This window comes from Methylobacterium aquaticum (assembly GCF_001043915.1).
GTDB lineage: Bacteria > Pseudomonadota > Alphaproteobacteria > Rhizobiales > Beijerinckiaceae > Methylobacterium > Methylobacterium aquaticum.
Window position 1 is genome coordinate 1 of the sequence record NZ_LABX01000132.1, and the last position, 23,532, is coordinate 23,532.

A 23,532-nucleotide genomic window follows, 5' to 3' on the forward strand; every position below is an offset into this window, starting at 1 on the left:
GCTGGATCAGGCGCCGGCGCCGGCCCGCACGGGGAACCGGTGCGGAAGCCCGGCCGTCATCCTCGTCGGTGCCGTCGGTCTCCCGAAAATCGGTCATCGAGTCCCCGCAACCGGGCCGTCTCGCCCCCGCGGCACGCTGACGGCGTTCCGGCAGCGGCGCAAGCCCGGCGTGAGACGCGGCAATCCCGTTAACCAGGCATCAAGCATGTTCCTTCATCCCTGGTTAGCCATCAACCGTCGGACCCGTCCCGGCCCATGCCCGCAGCCCCGGCCCCGCGCAAGCGCCCCTCCCGTCCTCCCGAGAGCCCGATCGCGGGCCTGATCACCCGTCGCCGTGCCCGCGAAGCGGCAGCGGAACGGGGCGTGTTCGGGGCCGCCCTCGTGCTGGCGCTCACCGTCACGGGATTTGCCGGCTACACCCTGTCGCAGCCGGCCCGGCCCTACGACGTGCGGGAGGTGCTGCCGGCCCTGGCCGGGCCGTTCACCTGGCGGCGGACGATCACCGAGGCACGCGCCCCCGAGACCGACCTCGATCCCCTGATCACCGGCTCGCTGGCCGAGACCCCGGCCCCGGCCGCACCCGCCGCGGCGGCCATCGCCCAGCCGGAGCGGACCGGGCCGCCGCCCTCCGGCTTCGCCCTGCGGCGCGCCTCCGCCGGCCAGGCGGTGGTCGAGGGACGCGACGGACTGCACGAGATCGGCATCGGCTCGACCCTGCCGGGAGCCGGCCGGGTGCTGTCGATCCGCAGCACCAGCGCCGGCTGGATCGTCATCACCACCGAAACCATCATCGGGCCGACCCCGCTGTGAGTGCGCTGCAACACGAGTCGAGGCGGCGACAAGCCTGGAGCAAGCGTGGCCGCCTAGAGCGGAACCCTCATGGGAACCCCGTGCCGCCCCGGCGGGCGGCCCCGCCCCACCGCGCCGACGGGCCGGAGACGCATCCGTGACGAACACCCTGACGAGCTACATGCTCCTGTCGCGGAACCTCGCGACCTCGTTGCAGCGCAAGGGAAACGAACCCGTCGTTTCCCGTGAGACCGCCTATTACCAAGCCAATATCGGCAAGGTGACGTCGATCGACGACTTCATGGCCGATCAGCGGCTCTACAACTACGCCATGAAGGCGTTCGGCCTGGAGGACATGTCCTACGCCAAGGCGTTCATGCGCAAGGTCCTGACCGAAGGTACGTCCGATTCCACCGCCTTCGCCAACCGCCTGGCGGACGACCGCTACGTCGCCTTCGCGAAGGCGTTCGACTTCTCGCCGGGCGCCACCGCGCAGGGCACCGACCCGACGGTGATCTCGACCGACCTGGTGCTTCCGGCAGGCAGCGCAAAGCTCGCGCTCCCGGGCACGCTCGCCGCGTCCTACGACTTCAGCGGCACCAACGAGGCGAGCTTCACCCTCTCGTCGCAGCTCGACGGGACGACGACGAAGAGCGTCACCATCGTCCTCAACAAGGCGGCGCTGGCCGGCAAGGTGGCGGATCTCTCCAAGGTGACCCCGGCCGAGATCGCCACGGCCGTCGGTGCCCAGATCACGGCCTCCGGCGCGAGCGGGCTGATGGGCAAGGTGCAGGTCGGCCTCACGGCGAATGGCGGCCTCGGCTTCGAGACCACCGACTACGCCGATCTCGGCTTCGACGGCCAGCCCGGCGGCACCGGCGTGAACGCCGACACGTTCTACTTCGCCGGCGGTTCCAGCCGCACCCTCACGCTGAGCAACGCCGCCCTGTCGGCGCCCGGCCAGACGGCGGTCGATATCGGCAACGGCACGGACCTCTCGCCCGGTGCCGACGTCAAGAGCGTCATCGACGCCTACCTCCAGCAGAGCCTCGAATCGGATGCCGGCGCCGAGGATACCGGGGTGCGCCTCGCCCTCTACTTCGCCCGCAAGGCGCCGACGCTCAAGAGCGGCTACGACATCCTGAGCGACCCCGCCCTGACCCAGGTCGTCAACACGGTGATCGGCCTGCCGGCGACGAGCAGCGCCACCACCAGCGACGCCCTGGCGGCGCGTGCGAAGCTCATCGCCTCCAAGGTGGATTTCGCGAGCTTCCAGGACCCGGCCAAGGTCGAGGCTTTCGCCCGCCGCTTCGCGGCGATCTGGGACGCGCAGAACAACACCGCCACGGACCCGATCCTGGCGCTGTTCAGCAACGGCCAGGCGTGAGGCGGCGATGCAGAACAGCCTCTACGTCAATCTCTCGGCGCAGATCGCCCTCGACAAGCGTCTGACCACCACCGCCAACAACGTCGCCAACATGGCGACCGCGGGCTTTCGCGCCGAGGAGACCAAGTTCTCCGCCCTCCTCGCCCAGGCGACCAAGGGCGCGGTGGCCTTCGTGGGCTCGGGCGACACCTTCGTCTCCCGCTCCTCCGGCCCGATCACCAAGTCCGATTCCCCCCTCGACGTCGCGGTGCAGGGCGATGCCTGGCTGAGCATCGGCGGCCCGTCCGGCCCCGTCTATACCCGCGACGGCCGCCTGACGATGGATGCCACCGGGCAGCTGCGCAATCTCACCGGTCAGCCGGTGCTCGATCCGGGCGGCTCGCCGCTCCTCCTCGACCCGCAGCAGGGACCGCCGACGATCGGCCGCGACGGCAGCATCTACCAGGGCACCAACCAGGTCGGCGCGCTCGGCCTGTTCATCCTCGACAAGAAGGGGACGCTCACCCGCGCGCCCGGCAACGCCGTGACCTCGAGCCTGCCGGCACGGCCGGTGCAGGACTTCACCGGCATCGGCATCGTCCAGGGCTACATCGAGGGCTCGAACGTCAACCCGATCATGGAGATGGCGAAGCTCATCACCATCCAGCGCGCCTTCGAGAGCGCCGCCACGGCGACCGCGGAGGCCGAATCCTCGCTCCAGAGCGCCGTGAAGTCGCTCTCGCCGCAAGGAAGCTGACGCATGAACGCGGATCCGATCGCGCGCCTCGCCGAGGCGATGGCAGCGGCCCGGCAGGACGGGGCCCTGGTGCAGATCGGCGGGCCGATCCGCGAGGTGACCGCGAGCGCCTGCCGGATCGGCGGCGTTGCGCCGTTCGTGCGCCTCGGCGACCGGATGAGCTTCTCGGGGAACGGACGGGCGCAGATCGGCGAGATCGTCCGCGTCGATGCCGAGGGGGCGACGCTCAAAGCCTATGAGAGCCGGATCGAGGCCGGGATCGGCACCATCGCCCGCCGCCTCGGACCGGCGGAGCTGCGGCCCGATCCGAGCTGGAAGGGCCGGGTCATCGACGCCCTCGGACGCCCGGTCGACGGCGCCGGGCCCCTGCATCCGGGCGAGCGCGCCGTTCCGCTCGACGCCGACCCGCCGGCGGCTTTGGGCCGCGCCCGGGTGCGCGCGCCCTTGCGCACCGGCGTCCGCGCGCTCGACCTGTTCACGCCTCTCTGCGCCGGCCAGCGCATCGGCATCTTCGCCGGCTCCGGCGTCGGCAAGTCGACGCTGCTCGCGATGCTGGCGGGAGCCGACGGCTTCGACAGCGTCGTGGTCGCCCTGGTGGGCGAGCGCGGGCGGGAGGTGCGCGAGTTCCTGGAGGGCGCCCTGGCGCCGAGCCGCGAGCGCGCCGTGGTGGTGGTCTCGACCGGAGACGAGAGCCCGATGATGCGCCGCCAGGCGCCGAAGGTGGCCCTCGCGGTGGCCGAGGCGTTTCGCGATCGCGGCGAATCGGTGCTCCTGATCGTCGATTCGGTGACCCGCTACGCCCATGCCGCCCGGGACGTGGCGCTGGCGGCGGGCGAGCCGGCGGTGGCCCGCGGCTACCCGCCGAGCGTCTTCTCCGACCTGCCGCGGCTGCTCGAACGGGCCGGCCCGGGCTTGGAGGGACGCGGCACCATCACGGGCGTGTTCTCGGTGCTGGTCGATGGCGACGACCACAACGACCCGGTCGCCGACAGCATCCGCGGCACCCTCGACGGCCACGTCGTCCTCGACCGCGCCATCGCCGAGCAGGGACGCTATCCGGCGGTCGACCTGCTCGGCTCGATCTCGCGGCTCGCCACCGAGGTCTGGACGCCCGAGCAGCGCGAGCTGATCCGCAAGCTGCGGGCGATGATGGCCCGTTTCGAGGAGACCCGGGATCTGCGCCTGATGGGCGGCTACCGGGCCGGGACCGATGCCGAGCTGGATCAGGCCATCGGCCTGGTGCCGCGAATCTACGACGCCCTGCGCCAGGACCCGGCCCAGCCCCCGAGCCGGGATGCGTTCCTGGAACTCGCCCAGAGCCTGCGGGGCTGACGCGCGATGCTCCGCCTTCCCCTGCCCCAGGGCCCTCCCCCGGCATCGGCCTCCGAGCCCTGCACACGCTTGCAGACCCGCGCAGGCTCCAAGCCCCGCATGGGCTCCAAGCCCCGCGCAAGCCTGGGCGGGTCTAGTCCGCCCCGAGCCTTGGCCGCGCGAGCCTTGGCCGCGAGAGTCCCGCCCCTGCAAGCCGTGTCCCGCCTGCGTCCCATTCGAAGCATTCTGACGAACGAGGTCCCGCAATGAGTCTCATCGGCGTGCTCCGCACCGGTGTCTCGGGCATGAACGCCCAGTCGAACCGCATCTCGACCGTGGCGGAGAACATCCAGAATTCCGGCACGACGGGCTACAAGCGTAGCGCGACGGAGTTCTCCTCGCTGCTGATCGCCGATACCGGGGCCGGCAACTACAATTCGGGATCGGTCGAGACGACGGTGCGGCGCGCGGTCTCGGAGGGCGGCACCATCAACGCCACGACCTCGAAGTCCGACCTCGCGATCGACGGCAACGGCTTCTTCGTGGTCAAGGATCCGTCCGGCGCGCCGCTCCTGACCCGGGCGGGCAACTTCAAGATCGACGCCACCTCCAACACCTTCACCAATGCCGCCGGCATGACGCTGATGGGCTACAGCCTGCTGAACGGCGAGCCGTCGACGACGCTCAACAGCGTCAACGACATGGTTCCGATCAGCCTCGCCGCGGTCAACAGCCGGGCGACGCCGACCACCGCCGGCACCCTGTCGGGCAAGCTTCCGGTCGAGACAGCCCCGGCCGCCGCGGGCCAGTACTCGAAGAAGTACTCCGTGGTGACCTACGACAACGTCGGCACGGCCAAGACCCTGGACGTCTATCTGGCGAAGAACGCGGACAGCAGCTGGTCGATCTCGGTCTACGACGCCGCCGCGAACCCGACCCCGGCCGGCGCCACCCCGTCCCTGCCGGCCGGCGCGGCGCTGGCCACCACGGCGGTCGGCTTCAATGCGCAGGGCCAGATCACCGGCACGGGGGTCGCCGGCTCGGGCACCTATACGGGCCCGAAATCCCTCACCCTGACCGTCCCGGGCGGCCAGAGCACGACCTTCGACCTCTCCGGCCTGACCCAGCTCGCCGGCGACTACGCCGTGGCGGGCACGGCCAACGGCAAGGCACCGGCCGCGGTGACCGGCACGTCGTTCGGCGCGGACGGGACCGTCTACGCGACCTTCGACGACGGCTCGCGCCTGGCGGCCTTCCGGGTGCCGCTCGCCACGGTCCCGAGCGCCGACAACCTGGAGCCGCGCTCCGGCAACGTCTACCGGCCGACGGTCGATTCCGGAAACATCCAGGTCGGCTTCGCCAGCGAGGGCGGACGCGGCACGATCAAGTCCGGCGCCCTGGAGCAGTCGAACGTCGACGTCAGCACCGAGCTGACCGCGATGATCGAATCGCAATCGACCTACACCGCCAACTCGAAAGTGTTCACGACGGGCAACGAAATGCTCGACACCCTGATGAACCTGAAGCGGTAACGGCGAACCAGCCAACCGGAGCTGACAGATGGGCCTTTCGCTCGCGCTCGACTCGGCACGCTCGGCGCTCCTCGCGACGTCGAGCCAGATCGCCACCACCGCCCGCAACACCGCGGGGGCGAACGACCCTGGCTACTCGCGCAAAGTCGTCAGCCTGGTGAGCGGCCCGGGCGGGACCACGGTCGTGGTGGCCCGCGCGAGCGATGCGGCCCTGTTCACGCGCAAGCTCGGGGCGGGCTCGGCCGCAGCCGAAAGCCAGGCCCTGCTAGACGGCCTCACCGCCCTGTCGAAGACGGTGGGCGATACCAGCGACGCGGGCTCGCCGGCCGCGCGCCTCGGCGCCTTGAACGCGGCGCTCCAGGCCGCAGCCAACCGCCCGGACGATGCGGGCCTGGCCCGAACGGCGGTCGAGAGCGCCCGCGACCTCGTCTCCAGCCTCACCAGCGCGGCGGCGGCGGTGCACGACGTCCGCGCCCAGGCCGACCAGGGCATGGTGGACTCGGTCGCACGGATCAACGACCTGCTCGGCCAGTTCGACAAGGCCAACCGGGCGGTGATGCGCGGCACGGCGAGCGGCCAGGACGTCAGCGACAGCCTCGACGACCGCGACCGCATCCTGTCGCAGCTCTCGCAGGAGATCGGCATCTCGGTCTCCGACCGTCCCGGCGGCGACATGGCGATCTATACCGACAGCGGCGTGACGCTGTTCGACCGGGGCGCCCGGACGGTGAGCGTCACCCCGACGACGGCCTTCTCGGCCGGCACGGTGGGGGCGGCGGTGATCGTCGACGGCGTGCCGGTCACGGGCGCCACCTCGCCGATGCGGCTGGCGAGCGGGCGGCTCGCCGGCCTTGCCTCCCTGCGCGACGAGAGCGCGGTCACCTACGAGAACCAGCTCGACGCGATCGCCGCCGCCCTGATCGACACCTTCAAGGAAAGCGGCGCCGGCGGACCGAAGACGGGCCTGTTCACGGCGGGGGCGAGCGGCGCCCTGCCGGCATCGGCGACCGGGCTCGCGAGCCGCATCGCGCTCAACGCCGCCGTCGACCCGACGCTCGGCGGCGACGTCACCACCCTGCGCGACGGCGGGATGAACGGCAGCGCCTACAAGGCCAATCCGGGAACCGACGCCGCCTACGCGACCCGCCTGCGCGGTCTGGTCGACGGGCTCGCGACGGCCCGCAGCTTCACCCCGGGCGCGCCGCTGAACGAAGTTGCGACACTCGCGGGCTTCGCGGCCGATTCCGCCGGCTGGCTCGCGGCAACGCGCAAGGCCGCCTCGAGCGATGCCGACTACCAGAACACCCTGCTGGGGCGGGCCACCGACGCCCTGTCGAACGCCGTCGGCGTCAACGGCGACGACGAGACCGCCCAGATGCTGCAACTCCAGCGCGCCTACACGGCGTCGGCCAAGATCCTGACCATGGTGGACGACCTGCTGAAGACCCTCCTGACCGCGATCCGGTGAGGCGTCCCGGTGATCCTCCGCAAGACAGAGCCCTGCCTGCCATGATGACCACGAGCTACATCTCCAGCCTCAGCCTCTGGAACGGCCCCCGCATCGCCGCGGGCCAGCTCCAGGTCGAGATCGCGAACGCCACCCAGGAGATCACGGACGGGCGCTATGCGGATGTCGGCCTCGCCCTCGGGGCCCAGGTGAGCCGCAGCTTCTCCTTACGCCAGAGCGCGGCAGAGATCGCGGCCCTCAAGGACGGCAACGGCGTCACCGCCCTGCGCCTCGACACGACCCAGAGCATCCTCCAGCAATTGCAGAAATCCGCCGACGCGCAATTCGCCGCCCTGACCGGGCTGACGGCGGACAAGCGCGTCGCCGCGATGGCGGCCTCGGCCGACGACACCCTGGCGTCGCTGACGAGCCTCCTCAACTCCGCCGCGAGCGGGCAGGCGCTGTTCGGCGGCATCAATACCGGAACCAGCCCGATCAAGGACGGGGCCGCGGCGAATGCCAAGGCCGCCGCGACCGCGGCGTTCCAGACCGCCTTCGGCTTCCCGCCGAGCGACCCGCAGGCCGCCACCCTGACGGCGGCGCAGGTGCAGACCTTCCTCGACGGGACGATCGCGGCCCAGTTCGCCGATCCGAATTGGGGCACCACCTGGTCGCAGGCGTCGAGCACGACGGTGACCAGCCGGATCTCGCTCGGCGAGACCACCACCACCTCGGTCTCCGCCAACGGGACGGCGTTCCGGCAGCTCGCCCAGGCGGCCATCGTCTCGGGGCTCGGCCTCACCGGCCTCTCGGCCGATGCCCAGGCCGTCGTTTCCAGCAGAGCGATGAGCCTCCTGAGCCAGGCCAGCGCCGGGCTCGTCTCGCTCCAGGCCGATCTCGGCCGCAGCCAGGCGCGGATCACCGACGCCAATACCCGGCTCACCGCGCAAGCCACGCTCGTCCAGAAGGAGATCTCCCGCCTCGAAGGCGTCGATCCGGCCGAGGCCAAGGTGCGGCTCGACGCCGCCAAGACCCAGCTCCAGATGTCCTACTCGCTGACCGCGCAGCTCCAGGAGCTGTCGCTGCTGAAATACGTCGCGTAGCGCCCGGCGATCCCGCCAGCCCGCGCGACGCTCTCATGCGACCCCATCCCGACGCGCAGACACCAGACCGACGAGGCATCGGCTCGATGTACCGCTTTTCCTATTCCGAGATCCTGGAGGACGCTGGGGAGGTCGGCCGCGAGCGGGAGCGTGCCGCCTTCGACCGTGCGCTCGCGCTCCTGCGCGACGTGGAGGCCCGCGGCCTCGGCGGTGCGGAACGGACCGCCGCGGTCGGTTTCGTCCAGGACCTGTGGAACGTCCTGATCGCCGACCTGCTGGCGCCCGAGAATGGCCTGCCCCCTGCCCTGCGCGACGACCTCGTGTCGATCGGTGCCTGGAACATGCAGGAGGCGGGCGAGGTCCTGCGGTCGCCCGAGCGCAGCCTCGCAGCCCTGATCGAGGTCAACACCTCGATCCGCGACGGATTGAGGTGAATCGTCCCATGCGTCTCTCGCTGCGAGCCGGGGAGCGGATCTACATCAACGGCGCCGTGCTGCGGGTCGACCGGAAGGTGGCGATCGAGCTCATGAACGACGCGACCTTCCTGCTCGAGAGCCACGTGCTCCAGCCGGAGGACGCCACGACGCCGCTCCGGCAGCTCTACTTCGCCGCCCAGACGATGCTGATCGATCCGGGCCATGCCGCAGCGGCGCGAGCGCTCTATGACGGCATCCGTGACGGTCTCCTGGCGACGACCGGCGAGGCGGTGCTGCGCGACGGGCTCGTCGCCGCCCAGGCCCTCGTCGAGGGCGGCCGCCTGTTCGACGCGCTGAAGCTGATCCGGGGGCTCTACCCCCTTGAAGCGGCCCTGATGAAGACCGGGGACGCGCCGGTGGCGCCGGTGCCGGCCCCGATGCCGGGCTTGAGCGCCCTGGCCCGCCGCACCCGGGCTCCCGAGCGGCCGCGGGAGCGCCCGGTCGTGCGGCCTCCCGCCACGGGGCGGCGCGCCGCTCCCGCTTCCACCGCCCTGCCCGCCCGTGAACCGGAGGCCTGAATGACCGTCGACAGCACCACCAGCGCCACGGCGGGCAGCGCCGCCACGGGCACGAGCGCGGCCGCGGCCGCCGCCAAGGCCGGCAGCTCCTTCGCCGCCTCAATGAACTCGGACACCTTCCTGACGCTGCTGATGGCGCAGCTCAAGAATCAGGATCCGACGAAGCCAATGGACTCGACCGCCTATGTCGGCCAGCTCGCCACCTTCTCGCAGGTCGAGCAGGCGACGAAGACCAACCAGAAGCTCGATTCGCTGCTCGCCTCGAGCTTCCTCGATCAGGCTGACACCGTCATCGGCCGCACCCTGACCTCGGCCGACGGCACCACGACCGGCACGGTCCAGTCCGTGCGGGTGACGAGCGACGGCGCGCTCGCACGGCTGACCTCCGGCCAAGACGTGCTGCTGAGTTCCGGCGTCGTGATACAATAGGGGACCGGGTGCGTCGGAGCCGCTCATGAACGAGGTCGATGCCCTCGAACTCGTCCGCGCCGCGATCTGGACCGTCATCGTCGCCGCGGGCCCCGCGGTCGGCGCCGCGATGCTGGTCGGCATCGCGGTGGCGTTGTTGCAGGCGCTCACCCAGATCCAGGAGGTCACCCTGACCTTCGTTCCGAAGATCGTGGTGATCCTGCTCGTCCTCCTCGTCACCGGCACCTTCATCGGCGGCCAGATCAACGCTCTGGCAGAGGCCGCCTACGGCCGGATCGCGACCGGCTTCTAATACCAACGGTCGAAAGAAAACGACCTTTGGTGCCGTTCGCGAATTTTCGCCAAGTCTCGATTTGTCTCGAAGCCCAACATCCCGGACATCTGGGCTTGGCATCGACAAATCGAGATGGGTCGACGGCCCGATGCATCAGCATCTTGGGCCGTTGGTAAGAGGAGCCTTCGTGGCGCTCCGGCGGGTCGTCGCGCCTTTGTCGCCCGTCGAGGATCGGCGGCCGAGCCGAACCGGGGCCGCCGCGGGTCGGCCCAGGCGATCCGGTCGGCACCCCCTGCCCAACCCCCGCGCAAGCTAGCCGTGGCACATCCCATCGCGAACATCCTTCGCGGAGGGCGGTGAGGTCATGGCGGTGGGCGCGGCAGTGGCGGTCGAGCGCAAGTCGCGGCGGGATTTCGGCTTCGCGGCCGGCATCGTGGCGATCCTGGCGGTGCTGTTCCTGCCGGTGCCGGCCCTGCTCATCGATGTCGGGCTCGCCTTCTCGATCGCCCTGTCGGTGCTGATCCTGATGGTGGCGCTCTGGATCCAGAAGCCGCTCGAATTCTCGTCCTTCCCGACCGTGCTGCTGATCGCGACGCTGCTGCGCCTGGCGCTCGGCATCGCCACGACCCGGCTGATCCTGGCCAACGGCCAGAAGGGCGTCGACGCCGCCGGCCACGTCATCCAGGGCTTCTCGCAGTTCGTGATGAGCGGCGACTTCGTGATCGGGATCGTGGTGTTCCTGATCCTGATCACCGTCAACTTCCTGGTCATCACCAAGGGCGCGACCCGCATCGCCGAGGTGGGCGCCCGCTTCACCCTCGACGCGATCCCCGGCAAGCAGATGGCGATCGACGCCGATCTCAATGCCGGACTGATCGACGACAAGGAGGCCCAGCGCCGGCGCCGGGAGCTGGAGGAGGAGAGCGCCTTCTTCGGCTCGATGGACGGCGCCTCCAAGTTCGTGCGCGGCGAGGCGGTGGCCTCGCTCATCATCATCGCGGTCAACGTCTTCGGCGGCATCATCATCGGCACGACGCGGCACGGCCTGCCGCTCGCCACCGCCGCCGACATCTTCACCAAGCTCTCGGTCGGCGACGGCCTGGTCTCGCAGATCCCGGCCCTCATCGTCTCGCTCGCCGCCGGCCTTCTGGTCTCGAAGGGCGGCACGCAGGGCACGGCCGAGCAGGCGGTGATCGGCCAGCTCGGCGCCTATCCGCGGGCGCTCATCGTGGCGGCCGCCATGATGGGCGTGTTCGCCCTCGTGCCGGGCCTGCCCTTCCTGCCCTTCATGGCCCTGAGCGGGCTCCTGTTCTTCATCGCCCGCACCATCCCGCGCCGCCTCCAGGCCCGGGTGGCGGCGGCCGAGGCCAAGGCCAAGGCCGAGGAAGCGGTGAAGCAGGCGGAGGCCAAGGAGAAGGACTCGGTCAAGGAGTCGCTCAAGACCCCGGAGATCGAGCTGAGCCTCGGCCGCCAGGCCGCCGCGCAGATCCAGGCGTCGCAGGCCGAGCTCGGCCACCGGGTCGCCAAGATGCGGCGCAAGTTCGCCCGGCAATACGGGTTCGTGGTGCCGGACATCAAGGTCTCGGACAACCTCGCCCTGCCGCCCAAGACCTACCAGATCCTGATCCACGGCACCGTGGCGGCCTCCCAGGAGATCCGCCCCGGCGAGATGCTGGTGGTGGTCGGCGACGGGCCGAAGCCGGACGTGCCGAGCGACGAGGTGCGCGAGCCCGCCTTCGGCATGAAGGCGCTCTGGGTGATGGATGCCTATGCGGGCGAGGTCCGCCGCGGCGGCTTCGAGGCGATCGACGGGGCCTCGGTGCTGCTCACCCATCTCTCCGAGGTGATCCGCAACAACCTGCCGCAATTCCTGTCCTACAAGGACATGCGCGCCCTGCTGGACCGCCTCGACCCCGAATACAAGCGCCTGCTCGACGAGATCTGCCCGTCGCAGATTTCCTATTCGGGCCTCCAGGCGGTGCTGAAGCTGCTGCTCGCCGAGAGGGTCTCGATCCGCAACCTGCACCTGATCCTGGAGGCGGTGGCAGAGATCACCCCGCATGCGCGCCGGGCCGAGCAGATCGCCGAACACGTGCGGATGCGGATGGCGCAGCAGATCTGCGGCGACCTTGCCGAGAACGGCGTGCTCAACGTGCTGCGCTTAGGCGCCAGCTGGGACCTGTCGTTCCACCAGAGCCTGAAGCGCGACGCCAAGGGCGAGGTGGTGGAGTTCGACATCGATCCGCGCCTCGTCGAGCAGTTCGGCACCGAGGCGTCGGAGGCGATTCGCGCCCGGATGAAGGAGGTGCACGGCTTCGCCCTCGTCACCGCGCCGGATGCCCGGCCCTACGTGCGGATGATCATCGAGCGGATCTTCCCGACCCTGCCGGTGCTCTCGCATCTCGAAATCGCCCGCGGCGTCGAGATCAAGTCCCTGGGCACGATCTCGTGACGACGATCGGGCCGGACAGCTTCCTCGCCGTCTTCCTGATCTTCTGCCGGGTCGGCGGCTGCCTGCTCGTCGTGCCGGGCTTCTCCAGCCCGCGGGTGCCGCAGCAGCTGCGGCTCCTCATTGCCGGGGCCGTCTCGCTGGCCATCGCCCCGCTGATCGTGCCGCAATTCGAGCCGCGGCTGGCCGGGCAGGCGCCGATTCAGACATTGGCCTGGATCGTCAGCGAGACCCTGACCGGGCTGATGATCGGCTTTCTCGGCCGGGTCTTCATCCTGGTGCTGGAGACGGTGATGAACGCCGCCTGCACCATGGTGGGCTTCGGCGCCATGCCGGGAACGCCGATCGAGGGCATCGACCCGGTCCCGGCGGTGGAGGCCCTGATCCTGCTCACCGCGACGGCGCTTCTCTTCGCCGCCGATCTGCATTGGGAGCTGTTCCGCGGGCTCGTCGAGTCCTACGCCCGCATCCCGCCCGGCGAGGGGCTCGGCAGCCAGCTGATGCTGACCCGGATCGTCGACCAGGTCGCGAGCGCCTTCCTCCTCGGCCTGCGCGTCGTCGCGCCGTTCCTCATCTACGCCGTCACGGTCAATCTGGCGGCCGGCTTCGTCAACAAGCTCACGCCGACGATTCCCGTCTACTTCGTCGCCACGCCGTTCGTGATGTTCGGCGGCCTCCTGATGCTCTACTATCTCGCGGGCGAGTTCATGACGCAGTTCCTCATCGGCTACGCGACCTGGTTGCAGCACGGCTGATGGCGACCGGCACCGGCGACCGGCTGAAACGGGCCAAGCGCCTCGTCACCGTGCAGGAGCAGATGCGCCGCACGGCGGAGATCGCGCTGACGGCGACCCGCGAGCGCCTGGGCGAGATCGAGGCCGACCGGGCCCGGCTGCTCGCCGCCCTCGCCTCCTCCGATCACGGCCCGATGCTGCTGGAGGCGACCGCCAAGCGCCTGCGCGGGCTCGCCGCGCAGGCCACTGCACTCGAATCGGAGGCGGCGGCCCAGGCGGAGGCGGTGCGCGAGCGCGGCCTTGCCCAGAAGCGCGCCGAATCCCTGGCCGAACGCCGGGCCGACGATCACCGCCGCGAGACGGAGAGGCGCGACGACCTGGAGCGCCTCGACGGCCAGGTGGCACGAGCCTCGGCCCGGACCGGCCGTCCCGGCACAAGCCTCCCGTAAGCCAGGGCGATTAAGACCCTGGTGACGAAACGATCCGGACTCGGAGCCGCCGATGAGCATCACCCCGCCCTCCGACATCGTGCTCGACGTGGCCCGGGCCGCCGATCCGCAGCGTTTCCAGGAGGCTGCCGCCAAGCTGTCGCAGCCCGGCAGCGCCGGCGCCACCGCCTTCGCCGATGCGGCGCGCGATGTCGGGCTTTCCACCCACATGCCGCTCGATGCCCGCGGCAGCCTCACGGGCTTGCAGAACCAGACGGCGCTGACCGGTGCCGGCAGCGACCCCTACAAGAAGTTCGAAGGGCTGGTGATGCAGCAATTCGTCGAGGCGATGATGCCGGAGAAATCGGAGACGGTGTACGGCAAGGGCAATGCCGGCGGCATCTGGAAATCGATGCTGGCGGAGCAGATCGGCACCCAGATCGCCAAGGCCGGCGGCATCGGCATCGCCAAGATGCTGAATGCCGCTCATCCGGTCGCCGCCGCCGTGCCGGCGGATGCCGCCAATCCGGCGGCCAAGGTGTGATGGCCATGCTGCTCGCCTGCATCAAGCGGCTGGAAGCCGTGGTCGAGGAGGAGACCGAGACGCTGGAGACCCGGGCGTCCACCGATCTCGACGGCCTCAACCGCCGCAAGAGCCAGGGTCTCCTCGAACTCACCCGCCTCACCCGCGGCCTCGATCCCACCACCCTCGACGCCACCACGGCGATCCACCTCGCGCGCCTGCGCGACAAGCTCGCCCGTAACCAGCAGGTCGTCGCCCTGCACCTGCGGGCGATGGAGGAGATCGACGACACCCTGGCCCAGGTGGCGCTGGCCGCCGAGTCGGACGGAACCTACTCGGCGCGCAGGAGCCGTGGATCATGAAGATCCTGATCACCGGCCTGTGGATCTGCGCCGTCACCATCGCGTCCTGCTACGCCGCCGTGACCTTCGGCGGCGGCATCTTCTCGGCGAAGAAGACCGAGCCGTATCTCGAAGGGTTGCAGTACCAGAAGCTCCCGCCGATCAACATCCCGATGATCGCCGACGGCAAGGTGCAGGGCTACGTCGTCGCCGTTCTGGTCTTCACCGCCGATGCGAAGCTGATGCACACCCTGCCGGTGCCGCCCAGCCCGTTCGTGGTCGACGAGGCATTCCGCCAGATCTACGCCGACCCGGCGCTCGATTTCCGCAAACTGGCGAAATACGACATCACCAAGCGGCTCGCCGAGGTGCGGGCGAAGGTCAACGAGCGGCTGGGCGGCGACGTCGTCAAGGACGTGCTGGTCGACGAGATCAACTTCGTGGCGAAGCGGGAAGTGCGGTCGTAATACCAACGGCCGGATGCGTCAGCATCCTGGGCCGTTGGCATAAGTCCGCCGCGGCTTTCAACAATCAAGGCAGAGTTCCCGCCACCGCGATGTCCTGAGATCCGCGGGGGCCCCTACCCCCCGAACACCGACGTCAATTGCTGCCCGCCCCGGTTGATCGTCACCTCCCACATCGAGGCGGGGATCCGGGTCATGCGCTCCAGGTCCTTGGTCGTGATCACCGGAGCGCCGTTCACCGCCACCACGAGGTCGCCCTTCTGCAAGCCGGCCCGGTTGGCGGGACTGCCGCCCTCGACCTCGGCGATGATGACGCCGTCGCCTTGTGCCTGGGCCGGCAGGTCGAGCTGAAGGTCCTCGGCCACCGCCGGCGACAGGTTGACCGCGGTGGCACCGAGGAAGGGCGAGCGGGTCTTCACCTTCAGGGTGTCGCGCGGGCGGGTCTCCGGCGCAGGGCCCAAGCGCACCGGCACCGTGGTGCGGGAGGCGCCGCGCAGCACCGTGAGCTTGGTCTCGCCCTTGATGCCCTTCAGGGCGAAGCGGTAGCCGAAGGCTTCCGGGTCGTCGACGGTCTGTCCGTCCACCGCCAGGATCACGTCGCCGCGCTTCAGGCCGGCCTCCTCGGCCGGGCTCTTGGGCTGCATCGAGGCCACCAGCACCCCTGTCGGATGGTCGAGGCCGACGCTGTCGGCGATGTCCGGGGTCACGTGCTGGAGCCGGGCGCCGAGCCAGGGCCGGCGCACCGTCTTGGCGCCGCCCTTGGCGGTCTCCACCACCGCCTTGACCATGCTGGCGGGGATGGCAAAGCCGATGCCGTGGCTGCCGCCTGATTGCGAGTAGATCGCCGTGTTGATGCCGACGAGGCCGCCATTCAGGTCGACGAGCGCGCCGCCGGAATTGCCCGGGTTGATCGCCGCGTCGGTCTGGATGAAGAACTGGTAATCGGCCGAGCCGACCTGGGTACGGGCCAACGCCGAAACGATGCCCTGCGTCACCGTCTGGCCGACGCCGAACGGGTTGCCGATCGCGATCACGAAATCGCCGACCTGGAGATGCTCGGAATCGCCGATCTCCATCGGCGTCAGGCCGCCGCTCGGGCTCTTGATCTTCAGGATCGCGAGGTCGGTGCGGGGGTCGCGCAGCAGGATCTGTGCCTCGAACTCGCGCCGGTCGTTCAGCGCCACCTTTACCTCGTTCATGTTCTCGATGACGTGGTTGTTGGTGACGATCAGCCCCGAGGCATCGACGATCACGCCCGAGCCGAGGGAGCGCTGGGCGCGCTCCTGCGGCAGGTTCGGGCCCGCATCGCCGAAGAAGCGGCGCAGGAACTCGTCCATGGCGCCGCGATTGGCGGCGCGCTTCTCGACATGGGTGCCGTAGACGTTGACCACGCTGGGCGCCGCCCGCTTGACCAGCGGCGCGAAGGAGAGCTGCACCTGCGCCTTCGACTCAGGCACGGCGCGGTTGTCCGTCAGGGCGCGGAATGGCGGCACCGCCTCGGCCTGCGCGGCCGCCGGTCGGGCGACCCCGAGGAGGAGCGCGGCGAGCAGCAGGGAGGTCGTCGGGCGGCGCATCGGCATTCGGCTCCTCGTGTGTCTGGAGGTTCTCTCACATGACAGCACTGCGCTGAAAAGATGGCGCCTCGGCCGTGCCCGTCATCCCCGCATACCTCATCCCCGCATAGAGGTCGCAGAGGGCGGCGGCGTGGGCGGCGAGCGTCATCGGGGCGGACCAGTAGCGGGCATGGGCGGCCTGCCCGAGGCGGCGCACCAGGGCATCGTCCTTCAACCGGGCGAAGGTCTCGGTGAGCGCCGCGAGGTCCGGGGCGGTGACGAAGCCGGTCTCCCCGTCGCGGATCTTCTCGGCTGCACCGGCCCGGTCGGAGGCGATGACAGGGATACCGGCGGCGAGCGCCTCGTAGATGGTCAGCGGGCCGGTCTCGAGCCAGCGCGACGGCGCCACGACGGTCCGGGCCCGGCGGCGCAGCAGCGCCTCGACCTCCTCCGGGGGGCGCCAGCCCACCACCTCGGTCCCCGGCACGGCGCGGACCTCGTCGGCGAGTGGCCCGTCACCGATGAACAGCGACGGCAGGCCGGCACGGTGGGCCGCCTGCGCCACGAGATCGGCCCCCTTCTCGCGGGTGAAGCGGCCGACGAAGGCGATCGCATTGCCGGAGGCCGGATCGGCCGGGACGGCGCGTTCGAGCCGGACCGGGTTGTCGACCCGGTGATGGCAGAAGGGCCCGCCCGCCAGCATTGGTTCGAGCCGCGCCCGGCTGCCATCGGAGACGTGGACGAGGTGGAGCGGCCGAGGCCCGAAGCCGCCGAGTATCGCGGCATATTGCGCGAAGCCGCGCACCAGCCGCACGGCCTTGTGGAGACCCGATTGCGGATCGCACGGCGCCGTCAGGCATCCGGGCGAGAAGGGCCGCAGGGCGCAGGGCTCGGCCTTGTCGAACCGGTAATAGACGCCGTTCGGGCAGGCCAGGAAATAGTCGTGCAGGGTCACCGCCACCGGCGCCCCCTGCCGTGCCAGCACCGAGAACACCGCCGGCGACAGCGAGCGGGTCCATTGATGCAGGTGCAACAGGTCAGGCTTGTCCGGCAGGGCCGCGAGAGCCGCGTCCAGGCGCCGGGCCGCCTCGCGACTCCAGATCCCCTCCACCGCGCCGCGCCAGGCCGGCCGCTCCCACACGTCGGTGAGGCTCAGGCCCACCCGGCCGATGCGCGGGTGGTCGAGCATCGGGTCGGCCGGCCCGTCGACCCCGTGGATCAGCGTCACGGCGACGCCGCGTTCGGCCAGGCCCCGGGCGGATTCGATCGCGACCTTCTCGGCACCGCCCTTCGGCGTGGCGAAATTCGTCAGGATGGCGGCGTGCATGGGTGGGCCCTCTCACGTGCCGGACCCTAGCCGGTGAGGCGCCACCGCCCGGTTAAGCGCATGGCGGACGAACCGGGCTCACGCGCCGTGCGTTAGCCGCGCAACCCGTCCCCCCCCGGGACGCCATGCCGATGGAGGCACCGATGGCCAACGACACCAAGACCCCGAACCAGGACGAGCCCGGTTTCCGCCGCGACAGCGCCTCCCCGGACGACAAGGCCCGGCCTGAGAACCAGCAGAGCAAGCTCAGCGAGCGCCTCGACGAGGGCCTGGAGGAGACCTTCCCGTCGAGCGATCCGGTCTCGGTGAAGATCACCAAGTAGCCGCGCCGGGCACCGGGCCCGTTCGCCCGGTGCCTGCCAAGGCGCGGCGCGCATCCCAGCCGCCGAGGGTGGTGATGCCGGGCCGCCTCATCGCGTCGCTTGCGGCCGCGAAGGCCCGGGCTTACGCAGGCGCCGGCACCGTTGGTCCATCGCAGGAGACCGCCGAGTCGATGCCGCGCCCTGCCCCGACCCGATGATCCGCTCCGTCGTCAGCGTCGTTCTGTCCGCCGCACTCCTGCTCCTCGCCGCCACCCCGGCGACGGCGCAGTCGAGCTTTGCCCGCGGCACCGCCCTGGATTGGCCCGCGGTGCTGACCGGGGCTTTCCTCGGCTTCCTGCTCCTGCCGATCGCTTACGGGATCGCGTTCTTCGCGATCCTGCGCGAGCGCTTCCTGCTCTGGGACGTCGCCCGGATCCTGACGCTCGTCGGACTGACGGTCTGCCTGTCCTCGCTGCCGCTCGGCCCGTTGCTCGGAGCCGAGAGCACGGCCCGGCAGATCGCCATCAACCTGCTGTTCGACGGGGTGATCGTGCTGATGGGGCCGTTCTTCGCCACCCTGCTCGAGCCCGGCACCCTGCCGCCGCCCCTGCGTCGGGCCCTGATGGTCCTGCCCGTTGCGGTCCTCGCCACGACGCCCGCGATGCTGCTCGATCCCTGCCCGCCCGCCTACCGGGCCTCGCGCGATCTCGTCCTCGTGGCGATCCTGGTCCTGTATTGCGTGTCGCTCGCCGTCGCCCTCGTGCGGGGCAGCCGGGCGGCACGGTTCCAGGTGGCGGCCTCGCTCTGCGTGCTGTCAGTGTGTGCGGTCAGCCTCTATCACGACATCGTCCTCGGCCGCCCCTTCGGCCCGTTCCTCTACTGGCTGTTCGGCGCGATCGCGATCGAGATGCTGCTGAACGCCGCCAGCGTCGGCGACCGCTTCATGCGGCTCAAACGCGAGCGCGACCGGGCCCAGGCCCGGGCCGATACCCTCGACCACATCGCCCACACCGATCCCCTCACCGGCCTGCCGAACCGCCGCGGATTGGAGCGCCGCTTCGCGCAGAGACGGCCGCGAGCGGTGGCGATCCTCGACATCGATCATTTTAAGCGGATCAACGACACGTTCGGCCACGACCAGGGCGATGCGGTCATCGTCGCGGTGGCCCGGGCGCTCGCCGCGGGCGACGCCTTCGCGGGCCGGCTCGGGGGTGAGGAATTCGCTCTGCTGATCGATGTCGACGCTCCGGTCGGCACCGTCGAGGCCCTGCGGCGGGGGATCCCGGCCCGCGTCGCGACGGAGGCACCCGGCATCGCCGGCCCGGTGACAGCGAGTGCCGGAATCGCCGTGCTCGCGGACGATATCGGCTACGGCGAGGCGCTGAAGGCCGCCGACCGGGCGCTCTACGCCGCCAAGGCCGCCGGCCGGAATTGCTGCGTGGCCGGCGGCACCATCCACCGGGCGCGGGCGGCGTGAGGCGGGAGGGGGCGTTGCGCCGGCGACGCCCCGTGCTCCCTTATACCATCGGCCCAAGATGCTGACGCATCGGGCCGATGAACCATCTCAAATTTTCGATGCCAAGCCAGAGGCTTGACGAAAATTCGCGAACGGAACCAAAGGTCGTTTCCAACGACCGTTGGTATTACTGCACTTCGAGCAGCCGCCGGGCGATGACCTGGGCCTGGATCTCGGCCGCGCCCTCGAAGATCGACAGGATGCGGGCGTCGCAGAGCAGGCGGCTCACCGGATATTCGAGGGCGAAGCCGTTGCCGCCATGGATCTGGAGCGCGTTGTCGGCAGCCGCCCAGGCGACGCGGGCGCCGAGCAGCTTCGCCATGCCGGCTTCGAGATCGCAGCGCTTGCCCTCGTCCTTCTGGTGCGCGGCGTAATAGGTGAGCTGGCGGGCGATGGCGATCTCCACCGCCATCATGGCGATCTTGTCGGCGACCCGCGGGAACGCGACCAGCGGCTTGCCGAACTGGATCCGCTCCTCGGCGTAGCGCAGGCCGACATCGAGGGCCGACTGGGCGACGCCGACGGCGCGGGCCGCGGTCTGGATGCGGGCCGATTCGAAGGTCTGCATCAATTGGGCGAAGCCCTTGCCCTCGACGCCGCCCAGGAGATTGGCGTCCGGCACCGCGAACCCGTCGAAGGCCAGCTCGTATTCCTTCATGCCGCGATAGCCGAGCACCTCGATCTCGCCGCCCGACAGGCCTGCGACCGGGAACGGATCCTCGTCGGTGCCGCGCGGCTTCTCGCCGAGCAGCAGCGACAGGCCCTTGTGGCCCGGCTCCTCGGGCTTGGTCCGCACCAGCACGGTCATCAGATCGGCGCGGACCGGATGGGTGATCCAGGTCTTGTTGCCGGTGATCCGCCAGGTGTCGCCCTCCTTCACCGCCTTGGTGCGCAAAGAGGCGAGGTCCGAGCCGGTATTGGGCTCGGTGAAGACCGCGGTCGGCAGGATCTCGCCCGAGGCGATCTTCGGCAGGAAGCGCTGCTTCTGCTCCTCGGTGCCACCGCACAGGATCAGCTCGGCGGCAATCTCCGAGCGGGTGCCGAGCGACCCGACGCCGATATAGGCCCGCGACAATTCTTCCGAGACCACGCACATCGAGATCTTCGGCAGGCCCATGCCGCCATATTCCTCGGGGATGGTCAGCCCGAACACACCGAGCTCGGCCATCTGGCCGATGATCTCGAGCGGGATGTAGGCGTTCTCGCGGTGCCATTCATGGGCGTGGGGCGCGACCTCGGCCTGGCCGAAACGGCGCATCTCGGTGCGGATCGCCTCCATGTCCTCGTCGAGGCCGGAATCGCCGACCGTCGCGGCGGCCGAGCCGTCGCGGATCAGCCGCACCAGGGCGGCGCGGTTCTCGGCGGTGTTGCCGTCCGCGATCAGAGTCTCGACGGCGTCGGAGCGGTGGCGCGCAACTTCCTGCGCCTTGAGGCCGAGCGACGAGGTCGGGCGCACCATCTCGCCCTGGCTCATCGGGATGCCGCCGAACAGCTGCTCCAGATACTCGCCAAGCCCGATGCGGACGATCAGCGTCTCGGTCTCGCCGAGGCGGCCCTGACCGGCGAGGCGCGCCGCATAGGCGCCGAGCTGGGTGATCGCCTCGGCATAGGTCGAGAGCCAGGCAAGCCCGTGGGCGGCGTGCTGCTCGGTCTCCAGTCGCGCGGGCGAGAGACGGCCATCGGGGCCGATCAGGCCGGCGCGCACGCGCCGAGCGGCGTCCGCCGCGAGCGCCTTCGCGGCGAGACCGGCTTCCTGCGCCAGGGTGACGAGATCGGTCGGGGCGGGGGCGGCCTGGGCGGACATCGGTCACGTCTCCGGTAAATTTTGCTGCGGCGCATACAAATAGCGGCGAATCGCCGGCCTGTAGAGGGCCTGCGCTGCCGCTGGGATCCGACTTTTTGGGGAACGGCGATCTATTGGGCCGTGACGCCGCCGTCGATCACCATTTCGGCACCGGTCACGAAGCCGGCCTCGTCGGAGGCCAGGTAGGCGGCGAGTCCGGCGATCTCCTCTGCGGCGGCGTTGCGCCCCAGCGGCACCGAGGCGCGCAGGCGCTCCGACAAAGCCTCAGGAGTGTAGCGGCTCCCCGCGGCGAGATCGCGCAGCATGGCGGTCTCGGTGAAGCCCGGATGGATCGAGTTGCAGCGCACCCCGTATTTCTGGCGCGCGCAATGCAGGGCGACCGACTTGGTGAGCAGCCGCACCGCGCCCTTCGAGGCGTTGTAGGCCGCGAGGTTGTGCCCGCCGACGATCCCGGACACCGACGAGAGGTTGATGATCGCCCCGCCACGGCCGGCCGGGGGCTTCATCGCCCGCACGGCATGGCGGCAGCCGAGGAAGGTCCCGTCGACATTGACCGCCTGGACGCGGTGCCACTCCTCCAGGGTGACGGATTCGATCGTGCCGACGATCGCGATCCCCGCATTGTTGACGAGGACGTCGAGGCCGCCATGGCGGGCGATCGTGCGGTCGACGGCCCTGGTCCAGTCCTCGTCCTTGGTCACGTCGAGAGCACAGGAATGGAAGGCCGGGTTCTCCGGCGCGACGCGCTCGGCCTCGGCCTCGTCGCGATCGGCGAGGATCACCGCGGTCGCCCCCTCGCGGGCGAAGCGCCGCGCGATGGCGAGCCCGATTCCCCGCGCGCCGCCCGTGACCAGGGCGACCTTGCCGGCCAGACGCTGCATGGCGTTGTCCCTCCCCGCCGCTTGTCGCGCGGCTTGGCGCCGAGGCTAGCGGGCCCGGCGGGGTTGCGCCAGCCGATCGTCGGACGGAAGCAGCCGGCGCGTCAGAGACGCGCCTTGAGGCCGAGCGACAGGAGCATGGTCTCGGCACTGCCGCTGCCGGAGGGGGCCGGGATGGTCTGCGTCACGCCGGTGACGCCCGAGGTCATCCGCGTCGCTCCGTTGGCCTCGAAGTAGTGCTGGTACTCCACCCGGCCGACGGCCGAGAGGAACGGATTGATGCGGTATTCGACCGAGCCGCTGGCGCCGATCATGCCGGTGAGACCGAAATCCTCCCGGAACACCAGGCTGCGCAGGGCATGATGGTCCTTGTCGCGTCCGATCACGAAGGGGCTACCGATGATCTCGCCGGAGACGCTCCAGTCGTCGAAGGCGAAGGACGTCCCGACCCCGACATAGGGCGTCTGCCACCATTGCTGGTAGGCGATGCCGAGCCGGTCGTTCGGGAAGGTTCCGGTCGTGTCCCGGAAGCTGTCCTGCGAGTAGATATACCCGCCCCCGGTTGCATTCGACTTCAGGGTGAGGGCCCGGTAGCCGGCGATGGCGTAGACCTTCGCGTCCTCGTCCTCGTAGAACGTCGCCGCCGCGCTCACATCGATCTGCCAAGCCTTCGGCGTCCGGGTGTTCGGGCTGTGCGAGTAATGCGACCAGCTATCCTTGCCGGCATAGCCGTAGAGCCAGTCGTAGTCGCGCATGTCGGCGCTCGAGGCGACGGCGGCCCAGCCGCGGCCGCGGATCGCCAGCCAGTCCAGCGGCTGGAGCGCGACCCGCCCGCCGACCACCGCCGCGTCGGTGGTCCAGTCGAGCTGGCTGACGCGGGCCCGCGTACCCACGTCGTTCACGTATTCCTTCACCTCGGTCCGCAGATAGCCGGTGAACACCTCGCCCGAGAAAGTGTCGCCGCGAAGGATCTCCGCCGAGTTGTCGGCAAAGAGATCGGCGGCTTCGGCGTCCGAAATGACCAGCAGACTGGCGCATAGACCCAACAGAACGGTGCGCATGGCGGCCCCAACGGCTCGGCCGCTCCCCCGGGCCGATCACATCCGTCACAGTGAGTTGTTAACCCTAATATTTGGTTTATGAGATGCCGTTGGGTTCCCGGACCGGGCGGGCCGTCAAACGAGCAAGCCCGGCGCATGCGCCGGGCTTGC

The 23,532-nt window shown here is 70.2% G+C and carries 24 protein-coding genes; 19 read left to right on the forward strand and 5 right to left on the reverse strand.

Translation table 11 applies throughout. The features are described 5' to 3' along the window. Window positions 1-255 precede the first annotated feature (255 nt). The 17 genes from VP06_RS17135 to VP06_RS17215 all read left to right on the forward strand — a co-directional run bounded on the left by VP06_RS17135 (window position 256) and on the right by VP06_RS17215 (window position 14,944). Complete coding sequence (locus VP06_RS17135) at window positions 256-810, forward strand: hypothetical protein (RefSeq protein WP_048464995.1); 555 nt, start codon at window positions 256-258, stop codon at window positions 808-810. Window positions 811-946: 136 nt separating this feature from the next. Then, window positions 947-2,176 carry a DUF1217 domain-containing protein gene (locus tag VP06_RS17140; RefSeq protein WP_048464996.1) on the forward strand — a complete coding sequence of 410 codons (1,230 nt, stop codon included), beginning with the start codon at window positions 947-949 and terminating at the stop codon, window positions 2,174-2,176. A gap of 7 nt (window positions 2,177-2,183) precedes the next feature. After that, entirely contained in the window at window positions 2,184-2,912 is a 729-nt protein-coding gene (gene flgF, locus VP06_RS17145) for a flagellar basal-body rod protein FlgF (RefSeq protein ID WP_048464997.1), read from the forward strand. A 3-nt stretch (window positions 2,913-2,915) separates the two neighbouring features. Further along, window positions 2,916-4,244, forward strand: a complete 1,329-nt coding sequence (fliI, locus tag VP06_RS17150; protein WP_048464998.1) for a flagellar protein export ATPase FliI — start codon at window positions 2,916-2,918, stop codon at window positions 4,242-4,244. A 245-nt stretch (window positions 4,245-4,489) separates the two neighbouring features. After that, window positions 4,490-5,755 (forward strand): flagellar hook protein FlgE, encoded by a 1,266-nt coding sequence (locus VP06_RS17155; RefSeq protein ID WP_048464999.1) that lies wholly within the window; start codon window positions 4,490-4,492, stop codon window positions 5,753-5,755. Between the two features lie 28 nt (window positions 5,756-5,783). Then, complete coding sequence (flgK, locus tag VP06_RS17160) at window positions 5,784-7,223, forward strand: flagellar hook-associated protein FlgK (protein ID WP_048465000.1); 1,440 nt, start codon at window positions 5,784-5,786, stop codon at window positions 7,221-7,223. A gap of 41 nt (window positions 7,224-7,264) precedes the next feature. Continuing rightward, a complete protein-coding gene (locus VP06_RS17165) occupies window positions 7,265-8,305 on the forward strand; it encodes a flagellar hook-associated family protein (protein ID WP_245291214.1) in 1,041 nt (346 codons plus the stop codon). An 86-nt stretch (window positions 8,306-8,391) separates the two neighbouring features. Further along, window positions 8,392-8,739: a flagellar biosynthesis regulator FlaF gene (gene flaF / locus VP06_RS17170; RefSeq protein ID WP_048465001.1), complete on the forward strand. Its 348-nt coding sequence runs from the start codon at window positions 8,392-8,394 to the stop codon at window positions 8,737-8,739. An 8-nt stretch (window positions 8,740-8,747) separates the two neighbouring features. Beyond that, entirely contained in the window at window positions 8,748-9,299 is a 552-nt protein-coding gene (gene flbT, locus VP06_RS17175) for a flagellar biosynthesis repressor FlbT (protein ID WP_063928399.1), read from the forward strand. Continuing rightward, window positions 9,300-9,728, forward strand: coding sequence for a flagellar hook assembly protein FlgD (gene flgD, locus VP06_RS17180; protein ID WP_048465002.1), 429 nt, complete (start codon window positions 9,300-9,302; stop codon window positions 9,726-9,728). Between the two features lie 25 nt (window positions 9,729-9,753). Further along, the gene (locus VP06_RS17185) at window positions 9,754-10,020 is read left to right on the forward strand and encodes a flagellar biosynthetic protein FliQ (RefSeq protein WP_048465003.1); all 267 of its coding nucleotides are present in this window, start codon (window positions 9,754-9,756) and stop codon (window positions 10,018-10,020) included. Window positions 10,021-10,366: 346 nt separating this feature from the next. Next, the gene (gene flhA, locus VP06_RS17190; RefSeq protein ID WP_048465004.1) at window positions 10,367-12,454 is read left to right on the forward strand and encodes a flagellar biosynthesis protein FlhA; all 2,088 of its coding nucleotides are present in this window, start codon (window positions 10,367-10,369) and stop codon (window positions 12,452-12,454) included. After that, the gene (gene fliR / locus VP06_RS17195) at window positions 12,451-13,206 is read left to right on the forward strand and encodes a flagellar biosynthesis protein FliR (protein ID WP_048465005.1); all 756 of its coding nucleotides are present in this window, start codon (window positions 12,451-12,453) and stop codon (window positions 13,204-13,206) included. The genes flhA and fliR overlap by 4 nt, the downstream gene beginning before the upstream one ends. Then, the gene (locus VP06_RS17200; protein WP_048465006.1) at window positions 13,206-13,634 is read left to right on the forward strand and encodes a hypothetical protein; all 429 of its coding nucleotides are present in this window, start codon (window positions 13,206-13,208) and stop codon (window positions 13,632-13,634) included. Before fliR ends, VP06_RS17200 begins: the two co-directional genes overlap by 1 nt. Before the next feature lie 52 nt (window positions 13,635-13,686). After that, entirely contained in the window at window positions 13,687-14,157 is a 471-nt protein-coding gene (locus VP06_RS17205) for a rod-binding protein (protein ID WP_048465007.1), read from the forward strand. Between the two features lie 5 nt (window positions 14,158-14,162). Next, window positions 14,163-14,498 carry a hypothetical protein gene (locus tag VP06_RS17210; protein WP_048465016.1) on the forward strand — a complete coding sequence of 112 codons (336 nt, stop codon included), beginning with the start codon at window positions 14,163-14,165 and terminating at the stop codon, window positions 14,496-14,498. Then, window positions 14,495-14,944 carry a hypothetical protein gene (locus tag VP06_RS17215; protein ID WP_048465008.1) on the forward strand — a complete coding sequence of 150 codons (450 nt, stop codon included), beginning with the start codon at window positions 14,495-14,497 and terminating at the stop codon, window positions 14,942-14,944. The genes VP06_RS17210 and VP06_RS17215 overlap by 4 nt, the downstream gene beginning before the upstream one ends. A gap of 113 nt (window positions 14,945-15,057) precedes the next feature. On the opposite strand, the gene VP06_RS17220 is transcribed toward VP06_RS17215, so the two are convergent. Both VP06_RS17220 and VP06_RS17225 read right to left on the reverse strand, forming a co-directional pair. After that, window positions 15,058-16,521 (reverse strand): DegQ family serine endoprotease, encoded by a 1,464-nt coding sequence (locus tag VP06_RS17220; protein WP_425350922.1) that lies wholly within the window; start codon window positions 16,519-16,521, stop codon window positions 15,058-15,060. Window positions 16,522-16,549: 28 nt separating this feature from the next. After that, window positions 16,550-17,821, reverse strand: a complete 1,272-nt coding sequence (locus VP06_RS17225) for a glycosyltransferase (protein WP_048465009.1) — start codon at window positions 17,819-17,821, stop codon at window positions 16,550-16,552. A 143-nt stretch (window positions 17,822-17,964) separates the two neighbouring features. Between VP06_RS17225 and VP06_RS17230 the strand changes: the two genes are divergently transcribed. Together VP06_RS17230 and VP06_RS33775 are read left to right on the forward strand one after the other, a co-directional pair. Then, window positions 17,965-18,144, forward strand: a complete 180-nt coding sequence (locus VP06_RS17230; protein WP_048465010.1) for a hypothetical protein — start codon at window positions 17,965-17,967, stop codon at window positions 18,142-18,144. A gap of 193 nt (window positions 18,145-18,337) precedes the next feature. Then, window positions 18,338-19,600, forward strand: coding sequence for a sensor domain-containing diguanylate cyclase (locus tag VP06_RS33775; protein ID WP_053081867.1), 1,263 nt, complete (start codon window positions 18,338-18,340; stop codon window positions 19,598-19,600). A 166-nt stretch (window positions 19,601-19,766) separates the two neighbouring features. On the opposite strand, the gene VP06_RS17240 is transcribed toward VP06_RS33775, so the two are convergent. The 3 genes from VP06_RS17240 to VP06_RS17250 form a co-directional block, all read right to left on the reverse strand. Beyond that, window positions 19,767-21,443 carry an acyl-CoA dehydrogenase family protein gene (locus tag VP06_RS17240; RefSeq protein WP_048465011.1) on the reverse strand — a complete coding sequence of 559 codons (1,677 nt, stop codon included), beginning with the start codon at window positions 21,441-21,443 and terminating at the stop codon, window positions 19,767-19,769. 110 nt (window positions 21,444-21,553) lie between these two features. Continuing rightward, the gene (locus VP06_RS17245) at window positions 21,554-22,324 is read right to left on the reverse strand and encodes a glucose 1-dehydrogenase (RefSeq protein WP_048465012.1); all 771 of its coding nucleotides are present in this window, start codon (window positions 22,322-22,324) and stop codon (window positions 21,554-21,556) included. 101 nt (window positions 22,325-22,425) lie between these two features. Further along, complete coding sequence (locus VP06_RS17250) at window positions 22,426-23,382, reverse strand: omptin family outer membrane protease (RefSeq protein WP_048465013.1); 957 nt, start codon at window positions 23,380-23,382, stop codon at window positions 22,426-22,428. Window positions 23,383-23,532: the final 150 nt, after the last annotated feature.

Coding starts and splice junctions, on each gene's coding strand:
- VP06_RS17135 (WP_048464995.1), top strand. CDS start 256: ATGCCCGCAGCCCCGGCCCCGCGCAAGCGCCCCTCCCGTCCTCCCGAG.
- flgF (WP_048464997.1), top strand. CDS start 2,184: ATGCAGAACAGCCTCTACGTCAATCTCTCGGCGCAGATCGCCCTCGAC.
- fliI (WP_048464998.1), top strand. CDS start 2,916: ATGAACGCGGATCCGATCGCGCGCCTCGCCGAGGCGATGGCAGCGGCC.
- VP06_RS17155 (WP_048464999.1), top strand. CDS start 4,490: ATGAGTCTCATCGGCGTGCTCCGCACCGGTGTCTCGGGCATGAACGCC.
- flgK (WP_048465000.1), top strand. CDS start 5,784: ATGGGCCTTTCGCTCGCGCTCGACTCGGCACGCTCGGCGCTCCTCGCG.
- VP06_RS17165 (WP_245291214.1), top strand. CDS start 7,265: ATGATGACCACGAGCTACATCTCCAGCCTCAGCCTCTGGAACGGCCCC.
- flaF (WP_048465001.1), top strand. CDS start 8,392: ATGTACCGCTTTTCCTATTCCGAGATCCTGGAGGACGCTGGGGAGGTC.
- flbT (WP_063928399.1), top strand. CDS start 8,748: ATGCGTCTCTCGCTGCGAGCCGGGGAGCGGATCTACATCAACGGCGCC.
- flgD (WP_048465002.1), top strand. CDS start 9,300: ATGACCGTCGACAGCACCACCAGCGCCACGGCGGGCAGCGCCGCCACG.
- VP06_RS17185 (WP_048465003.1), top strand. CDS start 9,754: ATGAACGAGGTCGATGCCCTCGAACTCGTCCGCGCCGCGATCTGGACC.
- flhA (WP_048465004.1), top strand. CDS start 10,367: ATGGCGGTGGGCGCGGCAGTGGCGGTCGAGCGCAAGTCGCGGCGGGAT.
- VP06_RS17200 (WP_048465006.1), top strand. CDS start 13,206: ATGGCGACCGGCACCGGCGACCGGCTGAAACGGGCCAAGCGCCTCGTC.
- VP06_RS17205 (WP_048465007.1), top strand. CDS start 13,687: ATGAGCATCACCCCGCCCTCCGACATCGTGCTCGACGTGGCCCGGGCC.
- VP06_RS17210 (WP_048465016.1), top strand. CDS start 14,163: ATGCTGCTCGCCTGCATCAAGCGGCTGGAAGCCGTGGTCGAGGAGGAG.
- VP06_RS17215 (WP_048465008.1), top strand. CDS start 14,495: ATGAAGATCCTGATCACCGGCCTGTGGATCTGCGCCGTCACCATCGCG.
- VP06_RS17220 (WP_425350922.1), bottom strand. CDS start 16,521: ATGCCGATGCGCCGCCCGACGACCTCCCTGCTGCTCGCCGCGCTCCTC.
- VP06_RS17225 (WP_048465009.1), bottom strand. CDS start 17,821: ATGCACGCCGCCATCCTGACGAATTTCGCCACGCCGAAGGGCGGTGCC.
- VP06_RS17230 (WP_048465010.1), top strand. CDS start 17,965: ATGGCCAACGACACCAAGACCCCGAACCAGGACGAGCCCGGTTTCCGC.
- VP06_RS33775 (WP_053081867.1), top strand. CDS start 18,338: ATGATCCGCTCCGTCGTCAGCGTCGTTCTGTCCGCCGCACTCCTGCTC.
- VP06_RS17240 (WP_048465011.1), bottom strand. CDS start 21,443: ATGTCCGCCCAGGCCGCCCCCGCCCCGACCGATCTCGTCACCCTGGCG.
- VP06_RS17245 (WP_048465012.1), bottom strand. CDS start 22,324: ATGCAGCGTCTGGCCGGCAAGGTCGCCCTGGTCACGGGCGGCGCGCGG.
- VP06_RS17250 (WP_048465013.1), bottom strand. CDS start 23,382: ATGCGCACCGTTCTGTTGGGTCTATGCGCCAGTCTGCTGGTCATTTCG.